The 19,718-nt window shown below is 74.2% G+C and carries 20 protein-coding genes; 10 read left to right on the forward strand and 10 right to left on the reverse strand.

The genetic code is table 11. The annotated features are described in order from the left end of the window. On the reverse strand, positions 1-1,068 hold the full coding sequence (moaA, locus tag MSA03_RS10120; protein WP_147050890.1) for a GTP 3',8-cyclase MoaA: 1,068 nt from the start codon (positions 1,066-1,068) through the stop codon (positions 1-3). Positions 1,069-1,198: 130 nt separating this feature from the next. On the opposite strand from moaA, the gene MSA03_RS10125 reads away from it, so the two are divergent. The 4 genes from MSA03_RS10125 to cydC are packed head-to-tail and all read left to right on the forward strand — an operon-like array spanning position 1,199 to position 7,040. After that, positions 1,199-2,644 carry a cytochrome ubiquinol oxidase subunit I gene (locus MSA03_RS10125; RefSeq protein WP_147050891.1) on the forward strand — a complete coding sequence of 482 codons (1,446 nt, stop codon included), beginning with the start codon at positions 1,199-1,201 and terminating at the stop codon, positions 2,642-2,644. A 9-nt stretch (positions 2,645-2,653) separates the two neighbouring features. Next, the gene (gene cydB / locus MSA03_RS10130) at positions 2,654-3,685 is read left to right on the forward strand and encodes a cytochrome d ubiquinol oxidase subunit II (RefSeq protein WP_147050892.1); all 1,032 of its coding nucleotides are present in this window, start codon (positions 2,654-2,656) and stop codon (positions 3,683-3,685) included. 41 nt (positions 3,686-3,726) lie between these two features. Beyond that, positions 3,727-5,382 (forward strand): thiol reductant ABC exporter subunit CydD, encoded by a 1,656-nt coding sequence (gene cydD, locus MSA03_RS10135; protein ID WP_147050893.1) that lies wholly within the window; start codon positions 3,727-3,729, stop codon positions 5,380-5,382. Further along, positions 5,379-7,040, forward strand: coding sequence for a thiol reductant ABC exporter subunit CydC (gene cydC / locus MSA03_RS10140; RefSeq protein WP_147050894.1), 1,662 nt, complete (start codon positions 5,379-5,381; stop codon positions 7,038-7,040). Before cydD ends, cydC begins: the two co-directional genes overlap by 4 nt. Here cydC and MSA03_RS10145 read toward each other — a convergent pair. From MSA03_RS10145 to MSA03_RS10165, 5 genes are all read right to left on the reverse strand, one after another. Next, entirely contained in the window at positions 7,037-7,636 is a 600-nt protein-coding gene (locus MSA03_RS10145) for a GNAT family N-acetyltransferase (protein ID WP_147050895.1), read from the reverse strand. The genes cydC and MSA03_RS10145 overlap by 4 nt on opposite strands. A 169-nt stretch (positions 7,637-7,805) precedes the next feature. Further along, the gene (locus MSA03_RS10150; RefSeq protein ID WP_244946397.1) at positions 7,806-8,879 is read right to left on the reverse strand and encodes a sulfate/molybdate ABC transporter ATP-binding protein; all 1,074 of its coding nucleotides are present in this window, start codon (positions 8,877-8,879) and stop codon (positions 7,806-7,808) included. Further along, the gene (locus MSA03_RS10155) at positions 8,876-9,679 is read right to left on the reverse strand and encodes an ABC transporter permease (RefSeq protein WP_147050897.1); all 804 of its coding nucleotides are present in this window, start codon (positions 9,677-9,679) and stop codon (positions 8,876-8,878) included. The genes MSA03_RS10150 and MSA03_RS10155 overlap by 4 nt, the downstream gene beginning before the upstream one ends. Then, a complete protein-coding gene (gene modA, locus MSA03_RS10160; protein ID WP_147050898.1) occupies positions 9,676-10,431 on the reverse strand; it encodes a molybdate ABC transporter substrate-binding protein in 756 nt (251 codons plus the stop codon). Before modA ends, MSA03_RS10155 begins: the two co-directional genes overlap by 4 nt. A 1-nt stretch (position 10,432) precedes the next feature. Then, entirely contained in the window at positions 10,433-10,825 is a 393-nt protein-coding gene (locus tag MSA03_RS10165) for a TOBE domain-containing protein (RefSeq protein ID WP_028494871.1), read from the reverse strand. 97 nt (positions 10,826-10,922) lie between these two features. Between MSA03_RS10165 and MSA03_RS10170 the strand changes: the two genes are divergently transcribed. The 6 genes from MSA03_RS10170 to MSA03_RS10195 are packed head-to-tail and all read left to right on the forward strand — an operon-like array spanning position 10,923 to position 14,850. Next, a complete protein-coding gene (locus MSA03_RS10170) occupies positions 10,923-12,023 on the forward strand; it encodes a ThiF family adenylyltransferase (protein ID WP_147050899.1) in 1,101 nt (366 codons plus the stop codon). Next, positions 12,020-13,261, forward strand: coding sequence for a molybdopterin molybdotransferase MoeA (locus tag MSA03_RS10175; protein WP_147050900.1), 1,242 nt, complete (start codon positions 12,020-12,022; stop codon positions 13,259-13,261). Before MSA03_RS10170 ends, MSA03_RS10175 begins: the two co-directional genes overlap by 4 nt. 29 nt (positions 13,262-13,290) lie before the next feature. Continuing rightward, a complete protein-coding gene (moaC, locus tag MSA03_RS10180; protein ID WP_147050901.1) occupies positions 13,291-13,758 on the forward strand; it encodes a cyclic pyranopterin monophosphate synthase MoaC in 468 nt (155 codons plus the stop codon). Next, positions 13,755-14,357 carry a molybdenum cofactor guanylyltransferase gene (gene mobA / locus MSA03_RS10185; RefSeq protein ID WP_147050902.1) on the forward strand — a complete coding sequence of 201 codons (603 nt, stop codon included), beginning with the start codon at positions 13,755-13,757 and terminating at the stop codon, positions 14,355-14,357. Before moaC ends, mobA begins: the two co-directional genes overlap by 4 nt. Next, positions 14,354-14,620 (forward strand): DUF6457 domain-containing protein, encoded by a 267-nt coding sequence (locus tag MSA03_RS10190; protein WP_147050903.1) that lies wholly within the window; start codon positions 14,354-14,356, stop codon positions 14,618-14,620. The genes mobA and MSA03_RS10190 overlap by 4 nt, the downstream gene beginning before the upstream one ends. Further along, positions 14,617-14,850 (forward strand): MoaD/ThiS family protein, encoded by a 234-nt coding sequence (locus MSA03_RS10195; protein WP_147050904.1) that lies wholly within the window; start codon positions 14,617-14,619, stop codon positions 14,848-14,850. The genes MSA03_RS10190 and MSA03_RS10195 overlap by 4 nt, the downstream gene beginning before the upstream one ends. Positions 14,851-14,877: 27 nt before the next feature. On the opposite strand, the gene MSA03_RS10200 is transcribed toward MSA03_RS10195, so the two are convergent. The 4 genes from MSA03_RS10200 to MSA03_RS10215 form a co-directional block, all read right to left on the reverse strand. After that, complete coding sequence (locus MSA03_RS10200; RefSeq protein ID WP_147050905.1) at positions 14,878-15,306, reverse strand: molybdenum cofactor biosynthesis protein MoaE; 429 nt, start codon at positions 15,304-15,306, stop codon at positions 14,878-14,880. Then, on the reverse strand, positions 15,303-15,782 hold the full coding sequence (locus MSA03_RS10205; protein ID WP_147050906.1) for a MogA/MoaB family molybdenum cofactor biosynthesis protein: 480 nt from the start codon (positions 15,780-15,782) through the stop codon (positions 15,303-15,305). Before MSA03_RS10205 ends, MSA03_RS10200 begins: the two co-directional genes overlap by 4 nt. Positions 15,783-15,786: 4 nt before the next feature. Further along, positions 15,787-17,340: an SDR family oxidoreductase gene (locus MSA03_RS10210; protein ID WP_147050907.1), complete on the reverse strand. Its 1,554-nt coding sequence runs from the start codon at positions 17,338-17,340 to the stop codon at positions 15,787-15,789. 68 nt (positions 17,341-17,408) lie between these two features. Next, positions 17,409-19,715 (reverse strand): FdhF/YdeP family oxidoreductase, encoded by a 2,307-nt coding sequence (locus tag MSA03_RS10215; RefSeq protein ID WP_147050908.1) that lies wholly within the window; start codon positions 19,713-19,715, stop codon positions 17,409-17,411. Between the last annotated feature and the right edge of the window lie 3 nt (positions 19,716-19,718).

Consider the following 19,718-nt stretch of genomic DNA (forward strand, 5'->3'; position numbering starts at 1 on the left):
TCAGCCGCCGATCGCGTTCATGCCGCGCGGCGGCTGCAGGAACGACGGGTCGTCGATGGCGTGGCCCGGAAGCTTGCCGTGCACGCACGCGCGCAGCATCCGCTCGACGTCGGCGTCGTCGCCGCTGGTGACAGCGCCGCCGCGCAGCACGGGAAGAAGGTTGTATTCGGTCGCGGAGAACAGGCAGTTGCGCAACTGGCCGTCGGCGGTGAGCCGCAGGCGATCGCAGTCGCCGCAGAACGGCGCTGTGACGCTCGCGATCACGCCGACCGAGTCCGGACCCCCGTCCAAGAGGAACCGCTCCGCGGGGGCGCCGCCACGGCCGGGCACCGGCGTGAGCTGCCAGTGCCGTCCGAGCGCGGCGAGGATCTCCGTCCGGGTCACCATGGCGCTCCGATCCCACGTGTGCCCGGCGTCGAGCGGCATCTGCTCGATGAACCGCATCTGCGCGCCGTGCGCGACGGCGAAGCGGACGAGGTCGGCGAGTTCGTCCTCGTTGACGCCGCGCATCGCGACGGCGTTCAGCTTGAGGGGACGGAGACCGGACTGTGCGGCGGCGGCGATGCCGGCGAGGACGTCGTCGAGACGGTCACGCCGGGTGAGGGCGTGGAACCGCTCGCGGTCGAGCGTGTCGATGGAGATGTTGAGGCGGTGCAGGCCCGCGGCGGCGAGGTCGGGGAGCATCTCCGGCAGCCGGATGCCGTTGGTCGTCATGGCGATCTGGACGGGAGCGCCGGCGGCCTCGATGCCGGCGAGCCGGCGGACGACGTCGACGATGTCGGGCCGCAGCAGCGGCTCCCCGCCGGTCAGCCGGAACGTCGTGATGCCCGCGGCGGCCGCGACCCGGGCGACCCGCACGATCTCGTCGGTCGTGAGGATGCCGGCGCGCGCGAGCCACTCGTTGCCCTGCTCCGGCATGCAGTACGTGCAGCGCAGCGAGCAGCGGTCGGTCAGGGAGATCCGGAGGTCGCGGTGCACGCGCCCGAACGTGTCCACGAGCGGGCCGCCGGCATCGACCGGCGCCGCCTGCGGCGCCCGGTGGGCGAGCGTGACGGGGACGGCGACCATGCTCCGAGGCTACCCGCGCGCGCGGTGCGCGGGGCGGGCGGATGGTTCGGCGTATTTTGCACGGCCGAACCCCTGACGCGTGCGGGTCGTCCTCGCTACCGTGACCTTCAGATACGGGGAAGGACCGGGGATGGATCTGCTCGACCCGCTGCTGCTTGCGCGCTGGCAATTCGGACTGACGACGCTGTACCACTTCCTGTTCGTGCCGCTGACGCTCGGCATGGCGCTCACGGTGGCGATCTTCCAGACGACGTGGTTCCGCACGGGGAACGTGAAGTGGCTGCACCTCACGCGCTTCTTCGGGAAGATCTTCCTCATCAACTTCGCGATGGGCGTCGTGACCGGCATCGTCCAGGAGTTCCAGTTCGGCATGAACTGGTCGTCGTACTCCCGCTTCGTCGGCGACGTCTTCGGCGCCCCGCTCGCGTTCGAGGGCCTCATGGCCTTCTTCTTCGAGGCGACCTTCATCGGCCTGTGGATCTTCGGCTGGGACAAGCTCCCCAAGGCACTGCACCTCGCCAGCATCTGGATCGCGACGATCGGCGCCTGGTTCTCGGCGTATTTCATCCTCGCCGCGAACGCCTTCATGCAGAACCCGGTCGGCTACCAGATGGCGCAGGACGGGGGCCGGGCCGAGATGACCGACTTCCTCGCCGTCCTCACCAACCCCGTCGCGCTCGCCGCGCTCCCGCACACCCTCTCCGCGGCCTTCATGATGACCGCCGGCGTCGTCATCTCGATCGCCGCGTGGCACCTCATGCGCGGTCAGAATCTGGAGATGATGCGCCCCGCGCTGAAGTACGGCCTGTGGGGGATGATCGTCTCGTTCGCCGCCGTCGCGCTCTCCGGCGACCAGCTGGGCCTCGTCATGGTGCAGACGCAGCCGATGAAGATGGCCGCCGCGGAGGCCATGTTCGACTCCGCGTGCGGGGCCGACGCCTCCTTCTCGATCTTCTCCATCGGCACCCCGGACGGCACCGGCGAGATCTGGTCGCTGCGTGTGCCGTACCTGCTGTCGTTCCTGTCGACCCACACCCTCGATGGCTGCGTCGAAGGCATCAACGACCTCAACGTGCAGTACACGACCGAGCTGTTCCCGCAGTTCGCCGACCAGGTGGAGGGCAACTTCGCCCCCATCCTGTGGATCACCTACTGGTCGTTCCGCTGGATGATGGGCCTCGGCGGCATCGCCGCGCTGACCGCCGTCGTGGGGCTGTGGCTCACCCGGAGCAAGGCGAAGCGCGACGTGCCGCAGTGGGCGTGGAAGCTCGCCGTGTGGGCGTGGCCGGCGTCGCTGGGCGCCATCCTCATCGGCTGGATCTTCACCGAGATGGGCCGTCAGCCGTGGATCGTGTTCGGGCTCATGCTCACCGAGGACGGCGTCTCCCCCTCCGTGCCCGGCTGGACCGTGCTGATCTCGCTGCTCGCGTTCACCGGGATCTACGCCGCGCTCGCGGTCGTGGAAGCCGGCCTCATCATCAAGACGGCCAAGGCCGGCCCCGAGCCGCTGCCCGGGCCTGACGACCCGGATCCCTCCGACATCCCGGTCGCAGACACCCCGACGACGGTCTACTAGGAGCACGTCATGGATCTCGCATACGTCTGGTTCTTCATCGTCGGCGTGCTGTTCGTCGGCTACTTCGTCCTCGACGGGTTCGACTTCGGGGTCGGGATGTCGCTGCCCTTCCTCGGCAAGGACGACGTCTCCCGCCGCCAGATCATCAACACGATCGGGCCCGTCTGGGACCTCAACGAGACGTGGGTCATCGTCGCCGGCGCCTGCCTGTTCGCGGCGTTCCCGGAGTGGTACGCGACGCTGTTCAGCGGCTTCTACCTCGCGCTCCTCGTCATCCTGCTCGCCCTCATCGCGCGCGGCGTCTCCTTCGAGTACCGCCACCAGCGTGACTCCCTGCGCTGGAAGCGGGGCTTCGACCGGATGATCGTCATCGGCTCCGCCCTCCCCGCGCTCCTGTGGGGCGTCGCCGTCGCCAACATCGTGCAGGGCGTGCCGATCGACCAGGACCACGAGTTCACCGGGTCGCTCCTGACCCTGCTGAACCCCTACGGCCTGTGGGTGGGGGTCACGACCCTGCTGCTGTTCTGGCTGCACGGCGTGTACTTCATCGCCCTGAAGACCGACGGTCAGGTGCAGCAGGATGCGCACGCGCTCGCCCGGCGCCTGGCGATCCCGACGGTCGTGTTCGCCGCCGGCACGGTCGTCTGGACCTACGTCATCGCGGCCGGCCGCGAAGCGCCGCTGCTGTGGGCCGTCATCGCGTGCGGCGTGATCGCGGCGCTCGCCCTCCTGGCTTCCGTCGTCGCCAACGCCGTCAAGCGCGACGGCTGGGCGTTCGCCGCCGGCGCCGGGACGATCGTCTTCGCCGTGCTCACGCTGTGGCTCGCCCTGTTCCCGTTCGTCATGCCGTCCTCGACCGACATCGCCTACAGCCTGACGATCGAGAACGCCTCGAGCACCGACTACACGCTGACGATCATGACGTGGGCCGCCGTGATCTTCCTGCCGCTCGTGCTGCTGTACCAGGGCTGGACGTACTGGATCTTCCGCAAGCGCGTCACCCGCTCGCGCATCGAGAAGGCCGCCGCCCTCGCCCACTGACCCGGCGCGGGCAGGCTGCTCGCGGATGGCAGGATCGAATCATGGCTTCATCGGGTGGGGAGGCTGCGCGCACGCGCAGCCGGCCCGTCGACCCCCGGCTCCTGCGCTATGCGCGCGCCTCGCGCGGGTTCTTCCTGGCGATCGGCGTCATCGCCGCCCTGCAGACCGTGACGATCATCGCGTTCGCGTGGCTCGTGACACGCGCGGTCGTCGACGCGATCGCCGGGGCTGAGCTCTCCGGCACGCTCCTCGCCCTCGCCGGCGTCGTCGCGGTCCGCGCGGCGCTGCTGTGGGCGCGTGAGATCGTCGCCGCGCGGGCGGCCGCGCGGGTGGAGGCCGAGCTCCGCTCCCGCCTCGTCGCCGCCGTGGGCCGGCTCGGGCCCGGCTGGCTCGCAGGTCGCAACTCCGCGCAGCTGGCCGTGACCGCCGGCCGCGGGCTCGAGGCGCTGGACGCGTACTTCGGCCGCTATCTGCCGCAGCTTGTCCAGACCGTCGTCGCGACCCCGGTCCTCATCCTCGTCATGTGGTGGGCCGACTGGATCTCGGGCCTCACCGTCGTCCTGACCATCCCGCTCATCCCGCTGTTCATGGTGCTCATCGGGCTCGCGACGCGCGCCGTGCAGCAGCGCCAGTGGGAGACGCTCGGGCGTCTCGCCGCGCGGTTCGCCGACACGGTGCGGGGCCTGTCCACCCTCAAGGTCTTCGGCCGGCAGCACCGCGCGGCGGATTCGATCCGGCGTCTCACAGCGATCTACCGCCGCGAGACGATGCGGGTCCTGCGGGTGTCGTTCCTGTCCGGGTTCGCCTTGGAGTTCCTGGCATCCATCTCGGTCGCGATCATCGCCGTCACGATCGGCTTCCGCCTCATCGACGGGTCGCTCACCCTCCTGGTGGGTCTGTTCGTCCTGCTGCTCGCGCCCGAGGCGTACCTGCCGTTGCGGCAGGTCGGGGTGCAGTTCCACGCGGCCGCGGAGGGCGTCGCCGCGACCGACGACGTCTTCGCGGTGCTGGATGCCGCGCGGGACGCGGCCGCGCCCGCCCGGGCGGCCGCGGTGCCGGGCGACGGTGCGCTCGTGCTCGACGGCCTGCGTGTGCGCCGCGGCGACCGCCTGCTGCCGCCGGTCTCGGTGACCGCGACACCCGGCACGGTGACGCTGCTGGAGGGACCGAGCGGCGCCGGCAAGACCAGCATCCTCGCCGCCCTGCGCGGCGCTGCGCACGGCGAGGGCATGGCGACGTACGGGGGCGCGGATGTCGGGGGGCTGGCGCCGTCGACGTGGCTCGCGTGGGCCGGGCAGGCGCCGGGACTCGTCGCGGGCACCGTCGCGGAGAACGTGACGCTCGGCGACGACGCGCCCGACGCCGACCTCGTCGGCCGCGCCCTGGGCCTCGCGGGGGCCGGCGCGCTGGACGCGGAGCGGGAACTCGGCGTGCAGGGCGCCGGTCTTTCCGGAGGTCAGGCGCAGCGGGTCGCGGTGGCCCGCGCCTTCTACCGACACCTCCGCGGGTTCGGCCCGGTCATCGCGCTCGATGAGCCGAGCGCGGCGCTCGACGCCGCCACGGAGGCGGACCTCTGGGCGTCGCTGCGGGCCTTGGCGGACGGCGGCGCGACGGTCGTGCTGGTCTCGCACCGCGAATCCGCCCGCGCGATCGCCGACCGGATCGTCCGCCTCGATGCCGCGGAGGTGACGGCATGACGACCGCCACCGACGTCCTCCGAGGCGCCATGCCGCCCGTCCGCCGGTTCTGGCCGGGCGCCGCGTCGGCGTTCGCGTCCGAGGCCTCCGCCGTCGCGCTCCTCGCCGTGAGCGCGTGGCTCATCGTGCGGGCGAGCGAACAGCCCCTCGTGATGTACATCTCCGCGGCCGTCGTCGGGGTGCGCGCGTTCGCGCTCGCCCGCGCCGCCTTCCGCTACACGGAGCGCCTCGCGAGCCACGACGCGGCGCTGCACCAGCTCGCCGTGACGCGCACCGATCTCGTGCGGCGGCTCATCCCGCTGGCCCCTGCGGGCCTGGACCGGAGCCGCCGCGGCTCCATGCTCGGCGCGCTCGTGGACGACGTCGACGAGCTGCAGAACCTCCCGCTCCGGGTCGTGCAGCCCCTCGTCTCCTCCGCCGCCGTCGCCCTCGGGGCGGTCGTCCTCGTGGCGTTCGTGTGGTGGCCGGCCGCCCTGACGCTCCTCGGCTGCCTCGTCGTCGCGGGACTCCTCGCGACCGCGTGGGGCTGGGCGTCCGGCGCACGGGCGGAACGCGCGATCGCGCCGCTGCGGGGTCGCCTCGCCGACGCCGTGCTCGACCACCTCGGCAGCCTCGACGTGCTGATCGCGTGCGGCGCCGAGCCTGAGAGCCGCGCCCGCATCGCCCGCGCCGACGCCGACCTGCGCCGCGCGGTCATCCGCCGCGCCGGCGCGCAGGCGGGCACCGCGGCGGCGGTCTCCCTGCTGGCCGGCGCCGCCTCGCTGCTGGCCGTCCTGACGGCGGCGCCGGCTGTCGCGGCCGGTGACCTCGGCGGGCCGTGGTTCGCCGTCGCGGTGCTGGTGCCGATGGCCGTGTTCGAGGTGTTCGCGGCGGTGCCGCTCGCGGCTTCCGCGTGGCGCCAGGTGCGGGCGGCCGCCGCGCGGATCGCGGATGCCGTGCCCGACACGATCCCGCCTGAGCTCGTCGCCGAGACGGATGCCGGCACCGGGGCCGCGCCCGACCTCGGAGACGGACTGACACTGCGCGGCGTCACCGCCCGATGGCCCGGCGCCGCCGAGCCCGCGCTCAGCGGCGTCGACCTCGACGTGCGACCGGGCGAGCGCATCCTCGTCGTCGGGTCCAGCGGCGCCGGCAAGACGACGCTCGCGCACGTCCTCGTGCGGTTCCTCGAGGTGGACGGGGACTACACGATCGGCGGGCGGTCGGTGCGCGGCCTCGCGCCGGACGACGTGCGGCGCACGGTCGGGCTGTGCGAGCAGCATCCGATGCTCTTCGACGAGGACATCCGGCAGAACCTGCTCTTCGCGCGGGACACCGCGACCGACGCCGAGCTGGAGGCGGTGCTGGAGCGCGTCGGCCTGGGCCCGTGGGTCCGCGACCGCGGGGGCCTGGACGCCCGCGTCGGCGAGCGGGGGGCACTCGTCTCCGGCGGCCAGGCGCAGCGGCTCGCCCTCGCGCGGGGCCTCCTCCGCGGCTTCCCCGTCCTCGTGCTCGACGAGCCGACGGCGGGCGTCGACCCGGCGGCATCCGACGCGCTGCTCACCGATCTCATGACGGCCGTGGGCGGCGACCGGGCCGTCGTGCTCATCTCGCACGTCGCGGTGCCGGAAGGCCTCGTCGACCGCACGGTGCGGCTCGCGGACGGCCGGATCGTCTAGGCCAGGTCGATGGCGAAGGCCTGCACGCCCTCGTGGGACGGGACCGGACGGAACCCGAGCCGGCGGTAGAACGCCAGCGCGCCGGCGTTCTCCGACGACGCGACGAGGTGCAGGCCCGTCACGCCCCGCTCGCGGAGGGCGGCGAGGAGCGTCTCGATGAGGCGGCGCCCCCAGCCCTGCCCCTGCACCTCGGGGAGCAGGTCGATGTGCAGGTGCGCAGGGTGCGTGTCGCCGTACGGCTCGGCGCCGGCGCGGCGGCCGTACGCGTAGATGAGCGTGCCGTCCTGCCGGGTGGCCTCGCTCTCCGGGCGTGGCCAGCGGTCGGCGAACCGCGGCCACCACTCCTGCGCGAACCAGTCCTCGAACGCGCGGGTGTCCGGCGTCCCGACGACGTAGCCGACCACACGTCCGTCGTCCGTCTCGAGCACGAACGCGAGATCGGGATGCCGGGCGACGTAGGGGAGCACGAAGACCTCGGCCCAGATGTCGTCGTCCGCGAAGATCCCCGTCGCGTCGGCTCCGGCGTCCCCGGTCTTCAGACAGATCTCGGCGAGCGCGGGTTCGTCGCCGGGACGGAACGGGCGGATGCGGGGCACCCCCGCATCCTGGCACGAAGCCGGGACGTTCGCCCAGCGGGCAGCGTCGGCACCGCACCTGCTCCCCCGCGTGACCCAACGGCGGAGATCCTCACGCACCCCCGCGGAATGGACGCCGGAAACCGGCGCCGCGCGCACGATCTCCGCCGTTAGGCACCGCGGTGCGGGGTCAGGCGGGCAGGAGGCGGACGGCGTCGACGTCCAGCCGCAGCCGGACGGGCCGGCCGGCGGCGAGGCCCAGCTCGGCGACGAGGTCCGCCGGCAGGTCGACGGCGACGGCCGGCTCCGCCGTGTGCACGCGGATGCCGGCGACCGTCTGCTCCAGCCGGGACACGCGGCCCACCCACTCCCCCGGCGCGGCGGCGAGGCGGAGCGCACCGGTCCCCGTGCCGTCCGGGAGCGTGTCGAGCCGCACCGCGCCGGGGCGGAAGAGCGCCACGGCGTCGCCGGCGGCCGCGCCCCGGGCGGGCAGGGCGAGGCCGCCAGCCCGCCACCATCCGTCCACGACCGCCCCCACGACCCGATTGAGCCCTGCGACCACGGCGCCGAACGCCGTCGCGGGGGCCGTGAGCACGTCCCGCACCGTGCCGCGCTGCGTGACGCGCCCGTCCTCGAGGAGCACGAGGGTCTCGGCGAGCGCGGCCGCGTCGACGGCGTCGTGCGTCACGAGCACGGTGGTCGTGTGCGCGGCCGGCAGCTGCTCGGCGAGCATCGCCCGCACGCCGCCGGCGGTCTCCGGGTCGAGCGCCGTGAGCGGCTCGTCGAGCAGCAGGACGGCGGGGCGCGTCGCGAGCGCGCGCGCCAGCCCCACGCGCTGCTGCTGCCCCCCGGACAGCTCCCCGGGCCGGTGCGGCCCGGACCCCGGAAGCCCGACCCGCCACAGCCATTCGTCGGCCTCCGCACCGGCATGCGCGCGGTCCAGGCCCCGCGCCCGCAGGCCGAACGCGATGTTGTCGCGGGCGCTGAGGTGCGGGAAGAGGTGCGGGTCCTGCCCGAGCAGCACGACGCCGCGGCGCTGCGGGGCGATGTGGCTCCGCCGGTCCGACACGATCCGCTCCCCGACGCGGACGTGCCCGCGCGGAAGGCGGAGGACACCGGCGATCGCCGCCAGCAGCGTGGACTTCCCGGCGCCGCTCGGGCCCATCACGGCGAGCGTCTCGCCGGGCCGCGCGGCGAGCGCGGCATCCAGCGTGAAACCGCGCCGCTCGAGGACGGCGTGCACGTCGAGGGCCGCGCCGCTCACCGCGCTGCCCCCGGCCGCCACGCGCGCACGAGCAGCAGCACCGCCACGGCGGTGACGAGCAGCAGCAACGACAGCGCGACCGCGGTGCCCTGCGAGACGCCGGCACCGTTGAAGGCGGTGTAGATCGCGAGGGGCATCGTCTGCGTGACGCCCGGCGCGTTCCCGGCGAAGAGCGCCGTGGCACCGAATTCCCCGACGGCGCGCGCGAAGCACAGCACGACGCCGGCGACGAGGCCGGGCGCGGCGAGCGGCAGAGTGACACGGGTGAGGATGCGCCACCGCCCGGCCCCGAGCGAAGCCGCCGCCTGCTCGTAGCCGACCCCGGTGGAGCGCAGCGACGCCTCGAGGGCGAGCACGAGGAACGGCAGCGCGACGAACATCTGCGCGAGGACGACCGCCGTCGTCGTGAACGGGATGCGGATGCCGACCTCCGCGAGCGCCGGGCCGAGCCAGCCCGACCTGCCGAACAGGAACAGCAGGGCGACGCCGCCGACCATCGGCGGGAGGACGAGGGGGACGGTCACGAGCGCGCGCAGCACGGCGGCCGTGCGGTTGCCCGCGCGGGCGATGAGGAGCGCGAGCGGCACGCCGAGGAGGATGCACAGCGCGGTGGCGACGAGGCCCGTGCGCATCGAGAGGGCCAGCGCCTCCAGCGCCGCCGGCGAGGTCACGTCCTGCCACAGGGTGTCCCACCGCACGCGGCCGACGAGCGCGGCGAGCGGGACGACGAGCAGCGCGAGCCCGAGGACGGCGGGGACGAGCAGCACCTGCGGCACGAAACCGCGGTCGGCGCGCGTCACGGCGCCCCGAAGCCGCGTGCGGCGAGCACCCGCTGGCCGGCCGGACCGCGGACGAATGCCACGAAGGCGGCGGCGGCGTCCGGCTCCGACGCCCCGGAGAGCGCGGCGATCGGGTAGCGGTTGACGACCGCGTCGGCGCCGGGCGTCGCGACGGTGTCGATGTCGCCGCGGCCGGCGGCATCCGTCACGTAGACCAGGCCCGCGTCCGCCTCGCCCGCCGCGACCTTCGTCAGCACGGCGGTGACGTTCTGCTCGTAGCTGTCCACGGCCGCGGTGATGCCCGCGCCGGCCAGCAGCCGGTCGGCGGCGGCGCCGCACGGCACCTCGTGCGCGCACTGCACGATGACCGGATCGGCGCGCGCGAAATCCGGCAGCCCGGTCACACCGGCGGGATTTCCGGCGGGCACGATGACGGTGAGGGTGTTCGTCGCGAAGACGGTCGCGGGCGCCGCGAGCCCGGCATCCACGACCTTCTGCATGTTCGGCTCGTCCGCCGACGCGAACACGTCGGCGGCGACTCCTTCGATGAGCTGCGTCGCGAGCGTCGACGAGCCGTCGTAACGGATCGCGTCCACCGCGACGCCCGGATGCTCCTCCTCGAACAGGTCGGCGATCTCCTCGAACGCGCCCTGCAGCGAGGCGGCCGCGAAGATCGTCAACCGGGTGTCCTCGCCGACCGTGGCGCGGGGCGTGGCCGCGCAGCCGGCGAGCGCGAGCGCGCACGCCGCCAGGAGAACCAGTCGCCGGCGCACCTCAGCCCCGCGGGGTCTCGACGATGACGTTCGTGGCCTTGACGACGGCGACCGCGAGCGATCCGGGCTCGAGCCCGAGCTCGGCGACCGCCTCGGCCGACAGCAGGGAGACGACCCTGTGGGGTCCGGCCTGGATGTCCACCTGCGCCATGACGCCGTCCACCTGCACGCGCGTCACGAGCCCGACGAACCGGTTCCGGGCGCTGGAGAGCGCGTCGGTGGGGTCCGATGCCGTCCGCGCGAGCTCGACCGCGTGCGCGGCGAGCGCGTCGCCGGGGATGCGAGCCGGCGACTCCCCCGTCGCCGGGAGCGTCCCCTGGTCGACCCAGCGGCGCACGGTGTCGTCGCTGACGCCGAGCAGGCGTGCGGCCTCGGAGATGCGGAACGCGTCCATGCGGCGACGTTATCACCGCACTCGCGGCGCTTGACAGGGTATTTCGCCGCATCTGCGGTCCCGCGCCGACACTGCGCGCCGGGATTACGCTGAAGGGATGCCGCTGCCCCCGCTCGTCGATCCCGTCCCGGCGCTGTCCGCGGGCGAGAGCGCGCGCACGGCACGGCACCGCGCCCTCGCCGGTCTCGGCGACATCGGCCAGCGGCGGCTCGCCGCGGCCCATATCGCGGTCATCGGCGCCGGAGGGATCGGGTCGCCCGCGATCCTCGCGCTCGTGGCCGCGGGGGTCGGGAGCGTCACGGTCATCGACGACGACATCGTCGAGCACACGAACCTGCAGCGACAGGTGCTGCACCGCCTCACCGACATCGGCGCCGCGAAGGTCGACTCCGCCGTCCGCGTGGCGGAGGATCTCTCCCCCGAGACCGTGGTGCACCCGGTCCGCGAGCGTCTCACGGCCGGCAACGCCGCGACGCTGCTGCGGGGCGCCCACCTCGTGATCGACGGCAGCGACACGTTCGAGACCCGCGCGGCCGTCGCCGGGGCGTGCGAGGAGCTCGGCATCCCGCTCGTCTGGGGGGTCGTGCAGGAGTTCCATGCGCAGGTCACCGTGTTCTGGTCCGCCCCGCCCGCCGGCACCGCCGCCGTGCGCCTCCGCGACCTGCACCGGCCCGACGAGGTCGGCGAGCTGCCGACCTGCTCCGCCGTCGGCGTCCTGGGCGCGCTGTGCCTGCAGGTCGGCGGCCTGCTCGCGGCGGAGGCCGTCAAGCTCGTCTCCGGCATCGGCGAACCCCTCCTCGGCCGGGTCGCCGTGATCGACGCCCTCGCCGGCACGCAGCGCGACGTGCCGCTGCGCGCCGCGACGGGCGCGGCCGCCGATCCGCCGCCGGCGGACCCCGCGCCGGCCCGGGAGGAGATCCCGCAGGTCACGGCCGCCGAGATGCTGGCCGCGCAGGAGGCGGGCGCGACCCTCCTCGACGTGCGGGAGCCCTTCGAGACGGACGCCGGCATCGTGGGCGGATCGGTCCTCATCCCCCTCGCGGACTTCCTCGCCGACCCGGGCCAGATCGACGAGGGCCCCGTCGTCGTGATCTGCGCGCACGGCATCCGCGCCCTGCGGGCCGCCGAGGTCCTGCGGGACCGCGGTGTCGCGGCGTCCGTCCTCGCCGGCGGGCTCGCGGCCTGGACACCGGCATGACGGGCCTCCGCACGGTCGAGGAGCAGCAGGCGGTTGTGCTGGCCGCCGTGCACCCCCTCCCCGCCGAGACCCTGCCGCTCGGCGCCGCCGCCGGTCGCACCCTCGCGGCGCCGGTCCGTGCGGCCGTGGACATCCCCGCGTTCGACAACTCCGCGATGGACGGGTTCGCCGTGCGCGCGGCCGATGTCGTACACGCCCGCGCGGAGCAGCTGGTCCCGCTTCGCGTCGTCGCCGATCTGCCGGCCGGCACCCCCGACGACCCGGCGCTGTCCCCCGGCGAGGCCGCCCGCATCATGACCGGCTCGCCCGTGCCGACCGACGCGGATGCCATCGTCCCTTTCGAGGACACCGTCGGTGGGCTCGCGGACTCCCTCGACACCGTCACCGTCCTCGCGGCACCGCGCGCCGCCGCCCACATCCGGCGCCGCGGCGAGGACGCGCGCACGGGCGACGTCATCCTTCCCGCGGGCGTCGCGCTCGGCGCCTGGCAGCTCTCGGCGGCCGCCGCCGCCGGCGTCCCGGAGGTCGAGGTCGCGCGCGCCCCGCGGGTCGCCGTCGTCTCGACCGGCAGCGAGCTCGTCGAACCCGGCCGCCCGCTCCGGCGCGGGCAGATCCCCGAGTCCAACAGCATCCTGCTCGCCGCGCTCGTCGCCGCCGCGGGCGGCGACGTCGTGGCCAGGGAGAGCGTCGACGACGACGGCGAGGGCCTCCGCACCGTTCTCGCGGCCGTGACCGGCGGACAGTCGCCCGCCGACGTCGTCGTGTTCTCCGGGGGTGTGAGCGCGGGCGCGTACGAAGTGGTCAAGAACGAGCTGGCGGGCACGATGGCGTTCAGCAAGGTCGCGATGCAGCCCGGCAAGCCGCAGGGGTTCGGCGTGCTGCCCGGCGGCACCCTGCTGTTCGGCCTGCCCGGCAATCCCGTGAGCGCCGCGGTGTCGTTCGAGGTGTTCGTCCGTCCCGCGCTCCTGGCCCTGCAGGGACGCACCGACATCGCCCGGCCGGTGCTGCGGCTGCCGGCGGCCGCGGCCTGGCGCACGCCGCCCGCGCGCCGCCAGTACCTCCCCGCCGTCATCGACCGGACCGACCCGTCCCGCTGGACCGTCCGACCCGCGACCGCCGGCGGGTCGGGCTCGCACCTGGCCGGAGGCCTCGGCGCCGCCGAGGCGCTCGCGGTGGTGCCCGCCGAGACGGATGCCGTCGCCGCGGGCGACTTCGTCGACGTGCTGCTGCTCGGCTGACCCTCCGCCGCCGGTGCCATGCTGGGGGCATGGGTTTCACGCATCTGGATGCCGCGGGCCACGCCCGCATGGTCGACGTCACCGCGAAGCAGCCGACGGTGCGCTCCGCGACGGCGCGCGGGTTCGTCCGCTGCGCGCGGGAGGTCGTCGCGGCGCTGCGCGACGGCGCGGTCCCGAAGGGGGATGTGCTCGCGGTGGCACGGATCGCCGGCATCCAGGGGGCGAAGCAGACCCCCGCCCTCCTGCCCCTCGCCCACGTCATCGGCGTGCACGGCGCGACCGTCGATCTCCTGGTGACCGACGACGGCGTCGAGATCGAGGCCACGGTCCGCACAGCCGACCGCACGGGCGTGGAGATGGAGGCGCTCACGGCGGTGTCGGTGGCCGCCCTCGCCGTGGTCGACATGGTCAAGGGCATCGACAAGGCCACGGCGATCGAGAGCGTGCACCTCACCCGCAAGACCGGCGGGAAGAGCGGGGACTGGGAGCGCCCGTGACGCCGTTCGGCGCCATCCTGCTCGCGGGCGGCCGGGCGACGCGGCTGGGCGGGGCGGCGAAGCCGCTGCTGGAGATCGGCGGACGGACCCTCCTGCAGCTCGCGCTCGACGCGACGCGCGGCTGCGCACCCGTGACGATCGTCGGCGACCCGGTCGCCGGCGTGGACGGCGCCCAGTGGGTCCGCGAGGACCCGCCGTTCGGGGGACCGGCGGCCGCCATCGTGGCGGCGCTGCACACCTGGGACGACGACCCGGAGTGGACCTTCGTCCTGGCATGCGACCTGCCGGGCGTCGTCGACGCCGCCGCACGCCTGAGCCGCGACCTGCCGCTGCTCCCGGCCGACACCGACGGCGTCTGCCTCGGCGATGCCGGCTCCCGTCCGCAGTGGCTCACCGGCCTCTACCGCACGGCGCCACTCCGCCGCGCGGCGGCATCCCTCCCCGATCGCGGCGACGGCGCGTCCGTGCGCGCGCTCCTCGACGACCTCGCGATCACCGTCCTCGCGGCGCCCGCGGCCGAGACGGAGGACGTGGACACGTGGGAGGATCTGGAGCGGGCCCGCACCCGGCTGGGCGGGCCGGAAGCGGAGCGATCGTGAGCGAGCGGACACTGCCCTCCGAGGCGCTGGACGAGTGGGCGGCCGCGCTGCGCGACCTGCTCGGGCTCGGCCCCGACGACCTTCCGGTGGCGCTCATCCTGGATCTCGCCCGCGATGTCGCCAACGGCGTCGCGCGCCCGGCGGCGCCGCTGAGCGCCTTCGCCGCCGGTCTCGCCGCCGGCCGCGCGGGCGGCTCCCGCGCCGACACGGAGGCGGCCGTCGCCGCCGTCACGACGCGCGCGCAGGGCTGGGCCGACCGGTGACCCTCGTCCGGTACTTCGCCGCCGCGGAGGAACGCGCCGGGGTGGCGGAGGAAACCCGCGCCGAGGCGACGCTCGGCGCGCTGCGCATCGCGCTGGCCGCCGAGCGACCGGGGCTCGCGGCGATCCTCCCCCGCTGCGCCGTGCTCGTGGACGGGGCACGGGTCGACGACGCGCATCCGCTCGCCACCGACACCACCGTCGACGTGCTGCCGCCGTTCGCAGGCGGCTGATCGCGGGGCACGGCCCCAGGGACGACGTCAGCCGCCGATGCCCTTCCACGCCGTCGTGCCGTCGGCCTCGATCTGCCGCTTCCACACCGGCAGCTCGCGCTTGACGGCCTCGATGACCTCGCGGCACACGGCGAAGGCCTCCGCCCGGTGCGGGGCGGCGACGGCGATGACGACGGCGGCGTCGCCGACGCTCAGCCGCCCGACGCGGTGACTGACGGCGACGATCGCCCCGGTCTCCCCGATCGCGCGCATCGCGATGCCGTGCAGCGTGGCCTCGGCGTCGGGATGGGCGGAGTACTCCAGCGCCACCACGGCGCCCTGCGCGTCGGGGTCGTGGTCGCGGACCCGGCCGAGGAAGGTCGTGACGGCGCCGGCACGGTCATCGTCGACCGCCGCAAGGTGCGCGGCGAGATCGAGGGGCTCGTCGCCGATCCGGGCGAGGCGGACGGGGTTCATGCGTGGTCCTCCCCCGCGAGCTGACCGATCGTGTGCGCGGCGACCTCGACGATAAGGGGCATGCCGGATGCCACGGCCCGGGGCGAGCCCGGCAGGTTGACGATGAGCGCGCCGGATGCCACGCCCGCAAGGCCCCGGGACAGCAGGGCGGTCGCCTTCTCCGTCGCGCCGCGACGCCGGAGCTCCTCCGCGATCCCCGGCACGTCTCGCTCGAGCACCCGGGCGGTGCCTTCCGGCGTCCGGTCGCGCGGTCCCACCCCGGTGCCGCCCGTCGTGACGATGAGGTGGGCGCCGCGGGCGAGGGCGTCACGCAGCGCCTGCTCGACGGCATCCGCCCCGTCCGGGACGATGACGGCGTCACCGCACGCATAGCCGGCGTCGCGCAGCGCCGCCACGGCGACGGGGCCGGCGGCATCCTCCCGCTGCCCCGACGCGGAGCGGTCGGACACGGTGATCACGACGGCGGTGCGGCTCATCCCTTCAGGGTAGTTCCGCGGGGGACGTGCGCACGTCGGCCTCGGCGGCCGCCGTGATGCGGTTCGCCATGCCGCGGAACACGAACCCGTGGAACGGCAGCACCGCCAGCCAGTACAGGCGGCCGGCGAGTCCGCGCGGGAAGAACACGGCGCGCTGGTCGTAGCGGGAGCCGGTGCCGTCGGGTTCGACCTGCAGGTCGAGCCACGCGAGACCCGGCACCTTCATCTCCGCCCGCAGGCGCAAGAGGCGCCCGGGCTCCACGGCCTCGACGCGCCAGAAGTCGATGGCATCGCCGACGGCGACGCGGGTGCGGCTGCGCCGGCCGCGCCGGAGGCCGACGCCGCCGACGAGCCGGTCCATCCACCCCCGGATGGCCCACAGGATCGGCGAGGAGTACCAGCCGTTCTCACCGCCGATGCCGGCGATGACGGCCCACAGCCGCTCCGGCGAGGCGGACGTGCCGGCGGTGCGCACGTCGGTGAAGACGGTGCGGCCCGCCCACTCCGGATCGCTCGGTAGCGGATCGCTCGGCAGCTGCGCGAACTCGGTGTCCTGCCAGCTGGTCTCGATCGCGTCGCCGTCCACCCGGCCGAGCGCGAGCGCCACCGCGCGGCGGTACGGGGTGAGTCCGCCCTCGGGTTGCGGGATGATCGCGTCGACGTCGTGGTCGTCCATGACGCATTCGTTCTGCAGCGAGGCGATGAGCGGGCGGGCGATCGCGCGGGGCACGGGGGTGACGAGGTTCACCCAGTGCGAGGCGAGACCCGGCGTGAGGACGGGGAGCGCCGCGATGGCGCGCTGCGGGAGTCCCGCCTCGACGGCGTACCCGTTCATCATCTGGCCGTAGCGCAGCACATCCGGTCCGCCGATGTCGGCGGCCCGGTTGACGTCGGGGTCGACGCGCGCGGCGCCCAGGAGGTAGTGCAGCACGTCGCGGACGGCGATCGGCTGGATGTGGTTGCGCACCCACTTCGGCGCCGGCATGTACGGCAGCACCTCGGTGAGATGGCGGATCATCTCGAACGATGCCGAGCCGGAACCGATCACGACGCCGGCCTGGAGGACGAGGCTCGGGACGCCGCTCTGCAGGAACACCTCGCCCACGTGCACGCGGGAGCGCAGGTGCGGGGAGAGCTCGCCGGTGCTCGGATGCAGGCCGCCGAGGTACACGATCCGCGCGACGCCGGCCTCGGCGGCCGCGCCCGCGACGGTCCTGGCGGCACGGAGGTCGGCGGCCTCGAAGTCGGCGCCGGCCGCCATCGAGTGGATGAGGTAGTACAGCACGTCGACGTCCGCGACGGCGGCGGTCACGGCATCCCGGTCGTCGGCGGAACCCTCGACGACCTCCACGTCGTCGCCCCACTCGAAGGCGGAGATGCGCGCGGCGTCGCGTGCGAGCACCCGCACGCGGTAGCCGGCGTTGCGCAGGCGCGGCACGAGGCGACCGCCGATGTACCCGGTGGCGCCGAGGACGAGCGCGCGCGGCGCCTCGCCGTCCGGGCGCGGGATCGCGCGGAGGGCCGTTTCGCGGCCGGTCGGGATCGAGGGTTCGCTCATCCCGGCACGCTACGCGGGGTGGCTGGGATCGCGCAGGGTGTTGCGTCGCCGGCGCGCGGCGGGTATGCCTACGCCCGCCGCTCCAGTCGGACGATGACGGCCTTCGACGTCGGCGTCCCCGAGACGTCGGCGACCGACTCGAGCGGCACGAGCACGTTGGTCTCCGGGTAGTACGCCGCCGCATTGCCCCGCGGGGTCGCGTACCGCACGAGCCGGAACGCCTCGGCCCGCCGCTCCTCCAGCCCGCCCGCCCCGTGCCACTCGGAGACGAGGTCGACGACGTCCCCGTCCGCGAATCCCAGGCCCATGATGTCGTCCGGGTGGATGAGGACGACGCGTCGCCCGCCGCGGATGCCGCGGTAGCGGTCGTCCTTGCCGTAGATCGTGGTGTTGTACTGGTCGTGCGAGCGCAGGGTCTGCAGCAGCAGGCGCCCCTCCGGGATCCGCGGGTACTCGAGCGGGTTCGCCGTGAACCGGGCCTTCCCGTCGACGGTCGCGAAGCGGCGTTCGTCGCGGGGGCCGTTGGGGAGGAAGAAGGTGCGACCCTTCTGGATGCGCCGGTCGTAGTCCTCGAACCCGGGGATCACGTTCTGGATGTGACCGCGGATGCCGGCATAGTCGCCCTCGAGCGCCGCCCAGTCCGCGTGCGGGGCGGCGGGGTTCTCGGCGAAGACGAGGGCGCAGAGACGCGCGATGATGGCGACCTCGCTCAGCAGGCCCTCGGCCGGCGGCGCAAGGCGACCGCGGGAGGCGTGCACGGCGCCCATCGAGTCCTCCACCGTCACGCGCTGGTCGGTGCCGCCGCGGCGGTCGCGGTCGGTGCGGCCGAGCGTCGGCAGGATGATGGCGCGCCGGCCCGTGACGACGTGCGAGCGGTTGAGCTTCGTGGACACCTGGACCGTGAGGTCGATGCGCCCCATCCCCTCCTCCACGACGGCGGTGTCGGGGGTCGCGGAGACGAAGTTGCCGCCCATGCCCAGGAAGAAGCGCACGCGGCCCTCGCGCATCGCGCGGATCGCCGCGACGGTGTCGTAGCCGTGTGCGCGGGGCGCGGCGAAGGAGAACTCGCGGTCGAGGGCGGCCAGGAACTCCTCGGACGGCTTCTCGTAGATGCCGACCGTCCGGTCGCCCTGGACGTTGGAGTGGCCACGCACCGGGCAGACGCCGGCGCCGGGCCGCCCGATGTTGCCCTGCAGCAGCAGCACGTTGACGACCTCGCGGAGGGTCGGGACGGAGTGCTTGTGCTGCGTGAGCCCCATGGCCCAGCAGACGATCGTCGAGCCGGAGCCGCGGACGATCTCCGCGATGCGGCGGAGCTCGGCCTCGTCGATGCCGGTGGCCGCCTCCAGCTCGGGCCAGACGGCATCCGCCATCGCCTGCCGGTACGCGTCGATGCCGCTCGTGTACTGCGCGATGAAGTCGTGGTCGAGGATCCCGCCGTCCCGCTCCTCCACCTCGAGCAGGTGCTTGCCGATCGCCTGGAACAGCGCCTGGTCGCCGCCGAGGCGGATCTGCACGAACTCGTCGGCGAGGGTCGTGCCGCCGAGCATCACGCCGCGGATGGTCTGCGGGTTGTCGAAGCGGATGAGGCCTGCTTCCGGCAGCGGGTTCACGGCGATGATCCTCGCCCCGCGCTGCTTGGCCTTCTCCAGCGCACCCAGCATGCGCGGATGGTTCGTGCCCGGGTTCTGCCCGGCGACGATCAGCAGGTCGGCGTCGTGGATGTCCTCGATGGAGACGGTGCCCTTGCCGATGCCGATGGTCTCGGTGAGCGCGGAGCCCGACGACTCGTGGCACATGTTGGAGCAGTCCGGCAGGTTGTTCGTGCCGAGGCCCCGCACGAGCAGCTGGTACAGGAACGCCGCTTCGTTCGAGGTGCGCCCCGACGTGTAGAACACCGCGTCGTCCGGGCTGTCGAGATCCTTCAGAGCGTCGGCGATCGTCGTCAGCGCGTCGTTCCAGGAGATCGGCCGGTAGTGGGTGGCGCCCTCTTCCAGGATGACGGGATGCGTGAGCCGCCCCTGCTGGCCGAGCCACCAGTCGTCATGAGCGCGGAGCTCGTCGACCGAGTGCGCCGCGAAGAACTCCGGGGGAACGCGCCGCAGCGTCGCCTCCTCGGCGACGGCCTTCGCGCCGTTCTCGCAGAACTCGGCGAGGTGACGCTTGTTCTCCTCGGGCCACGCGCACCCGGGGCAGTCGAAGCCGTCCTTCTGGTTGACGCGCAGCAGCGTCTCCACACTGCGCGTGATGCCCATCTGCTCCTGCGAGATCTGCAGGGCGTGCAGCACGGCGGGGACGCCGACCGCGTGGTCTGCGGGGGATGTGACCCGCAGCTGCCGCTCGTCGATGTCGGTGGTCGGGGCTTTCCTCACCATGGC

It is taken from the genome of Microbacterium saccharophilum (assembly GCF_007992455.1).
Classification (GTDB): domain Bacteria; phylum Actinomycetota; class Actinomycetes; order Actinomycetales; family Microbacteriaceae; genus Microbacterium; species Microbacterium saccharophilum.

Coding starts and splice junctions, on each gene's coding strand:
- moaA (WP_147050890.1), bottom strand. CDS start 1,068: ATGGTCGCCGTCCCCGTCACGCTCGCCCACCGGGCGCCGCAGGCGGCG.
- MSA03_RS10125 (WP_147050891.1), top strand. CDS start 1,199: ATGGATCTGCTCGACCCGCTGCTGCTTGCGCGCTGGCAATTCGGACTG.
- cydB (WP_147050892.1), top strand. CDS start 2,654: ATGGATCTCGCATACGTCTGGTTCTTCATCGTCGGCGTGCTGTTCGTC.
- cydD (WP_147050893.1), top strand. CDS start 3,727: ATGGCTTCATCGGGTGGGGAGGCTGCGCGCACGCGCAGCCGGCCCGTC.
- cydC (WP_147050894.1), top strand. CDS start 5,379: ATGACGACCGCCACCGACGTCCTCCGAGGCGCCATGCCGCCCGTCCGC.
- MSA03_RS10165 (WP_028494871.1), bottom strand. CDS start 10,825: ATGGACGCGTTCCGCATCTCCGAGGCCGCACGCCTGCTCGGCGTCAGC.
- MSA03_RS10170 (WP_147050899.1), top strand. CDS start 10,923: ATGCCGCTGCCCCCGCTCGTCGATCCCGTCCCGGCGCTGTCCGCGGGC.
- MSA03_RS10175 (WP_147050900.1), top strand. CDS start 12,020: ATGACGGGCCTCCGCACGGTCGAGGAGCAGCAGGCGGTTGTGCTGGCC.
- moaC (WP_147050901.1), top strand. CDS start 13,291: ATGGGTTTCACGCATCTGGATGCCGCGGGCCACGCCCGCATGGTCGAC.
- MSA03_RS10200 (WP_147050905.1), bottom strand. CDS start 15,306: ATGAACCCCGTCCGCCTCGCCCGGATCGGCGACGAGCCCCTCGATCTC.
- MSA03_RS10205 (WP_147050906.1), bottom strand. CDS start 15,782: ATGAGCCGCACCGCCGTCGTGATCACCGTGTCCGACCGCTCCGCGTCG.
- MSA03_RS10210 (WP_147050907.1), bottom strand. CDS start 17,340: ATGAGCGAACCCTCGATCCCGACCGGCCGCGAAACGGCCCTCCGCGCG.
- MSA03_RS10215 (WP_147050908.1), bottom strand. CDS start 19,715: ATGGTGAGGAAAGCCCCGACCACCGACATCGACGAGCGGCAGCTGCGG.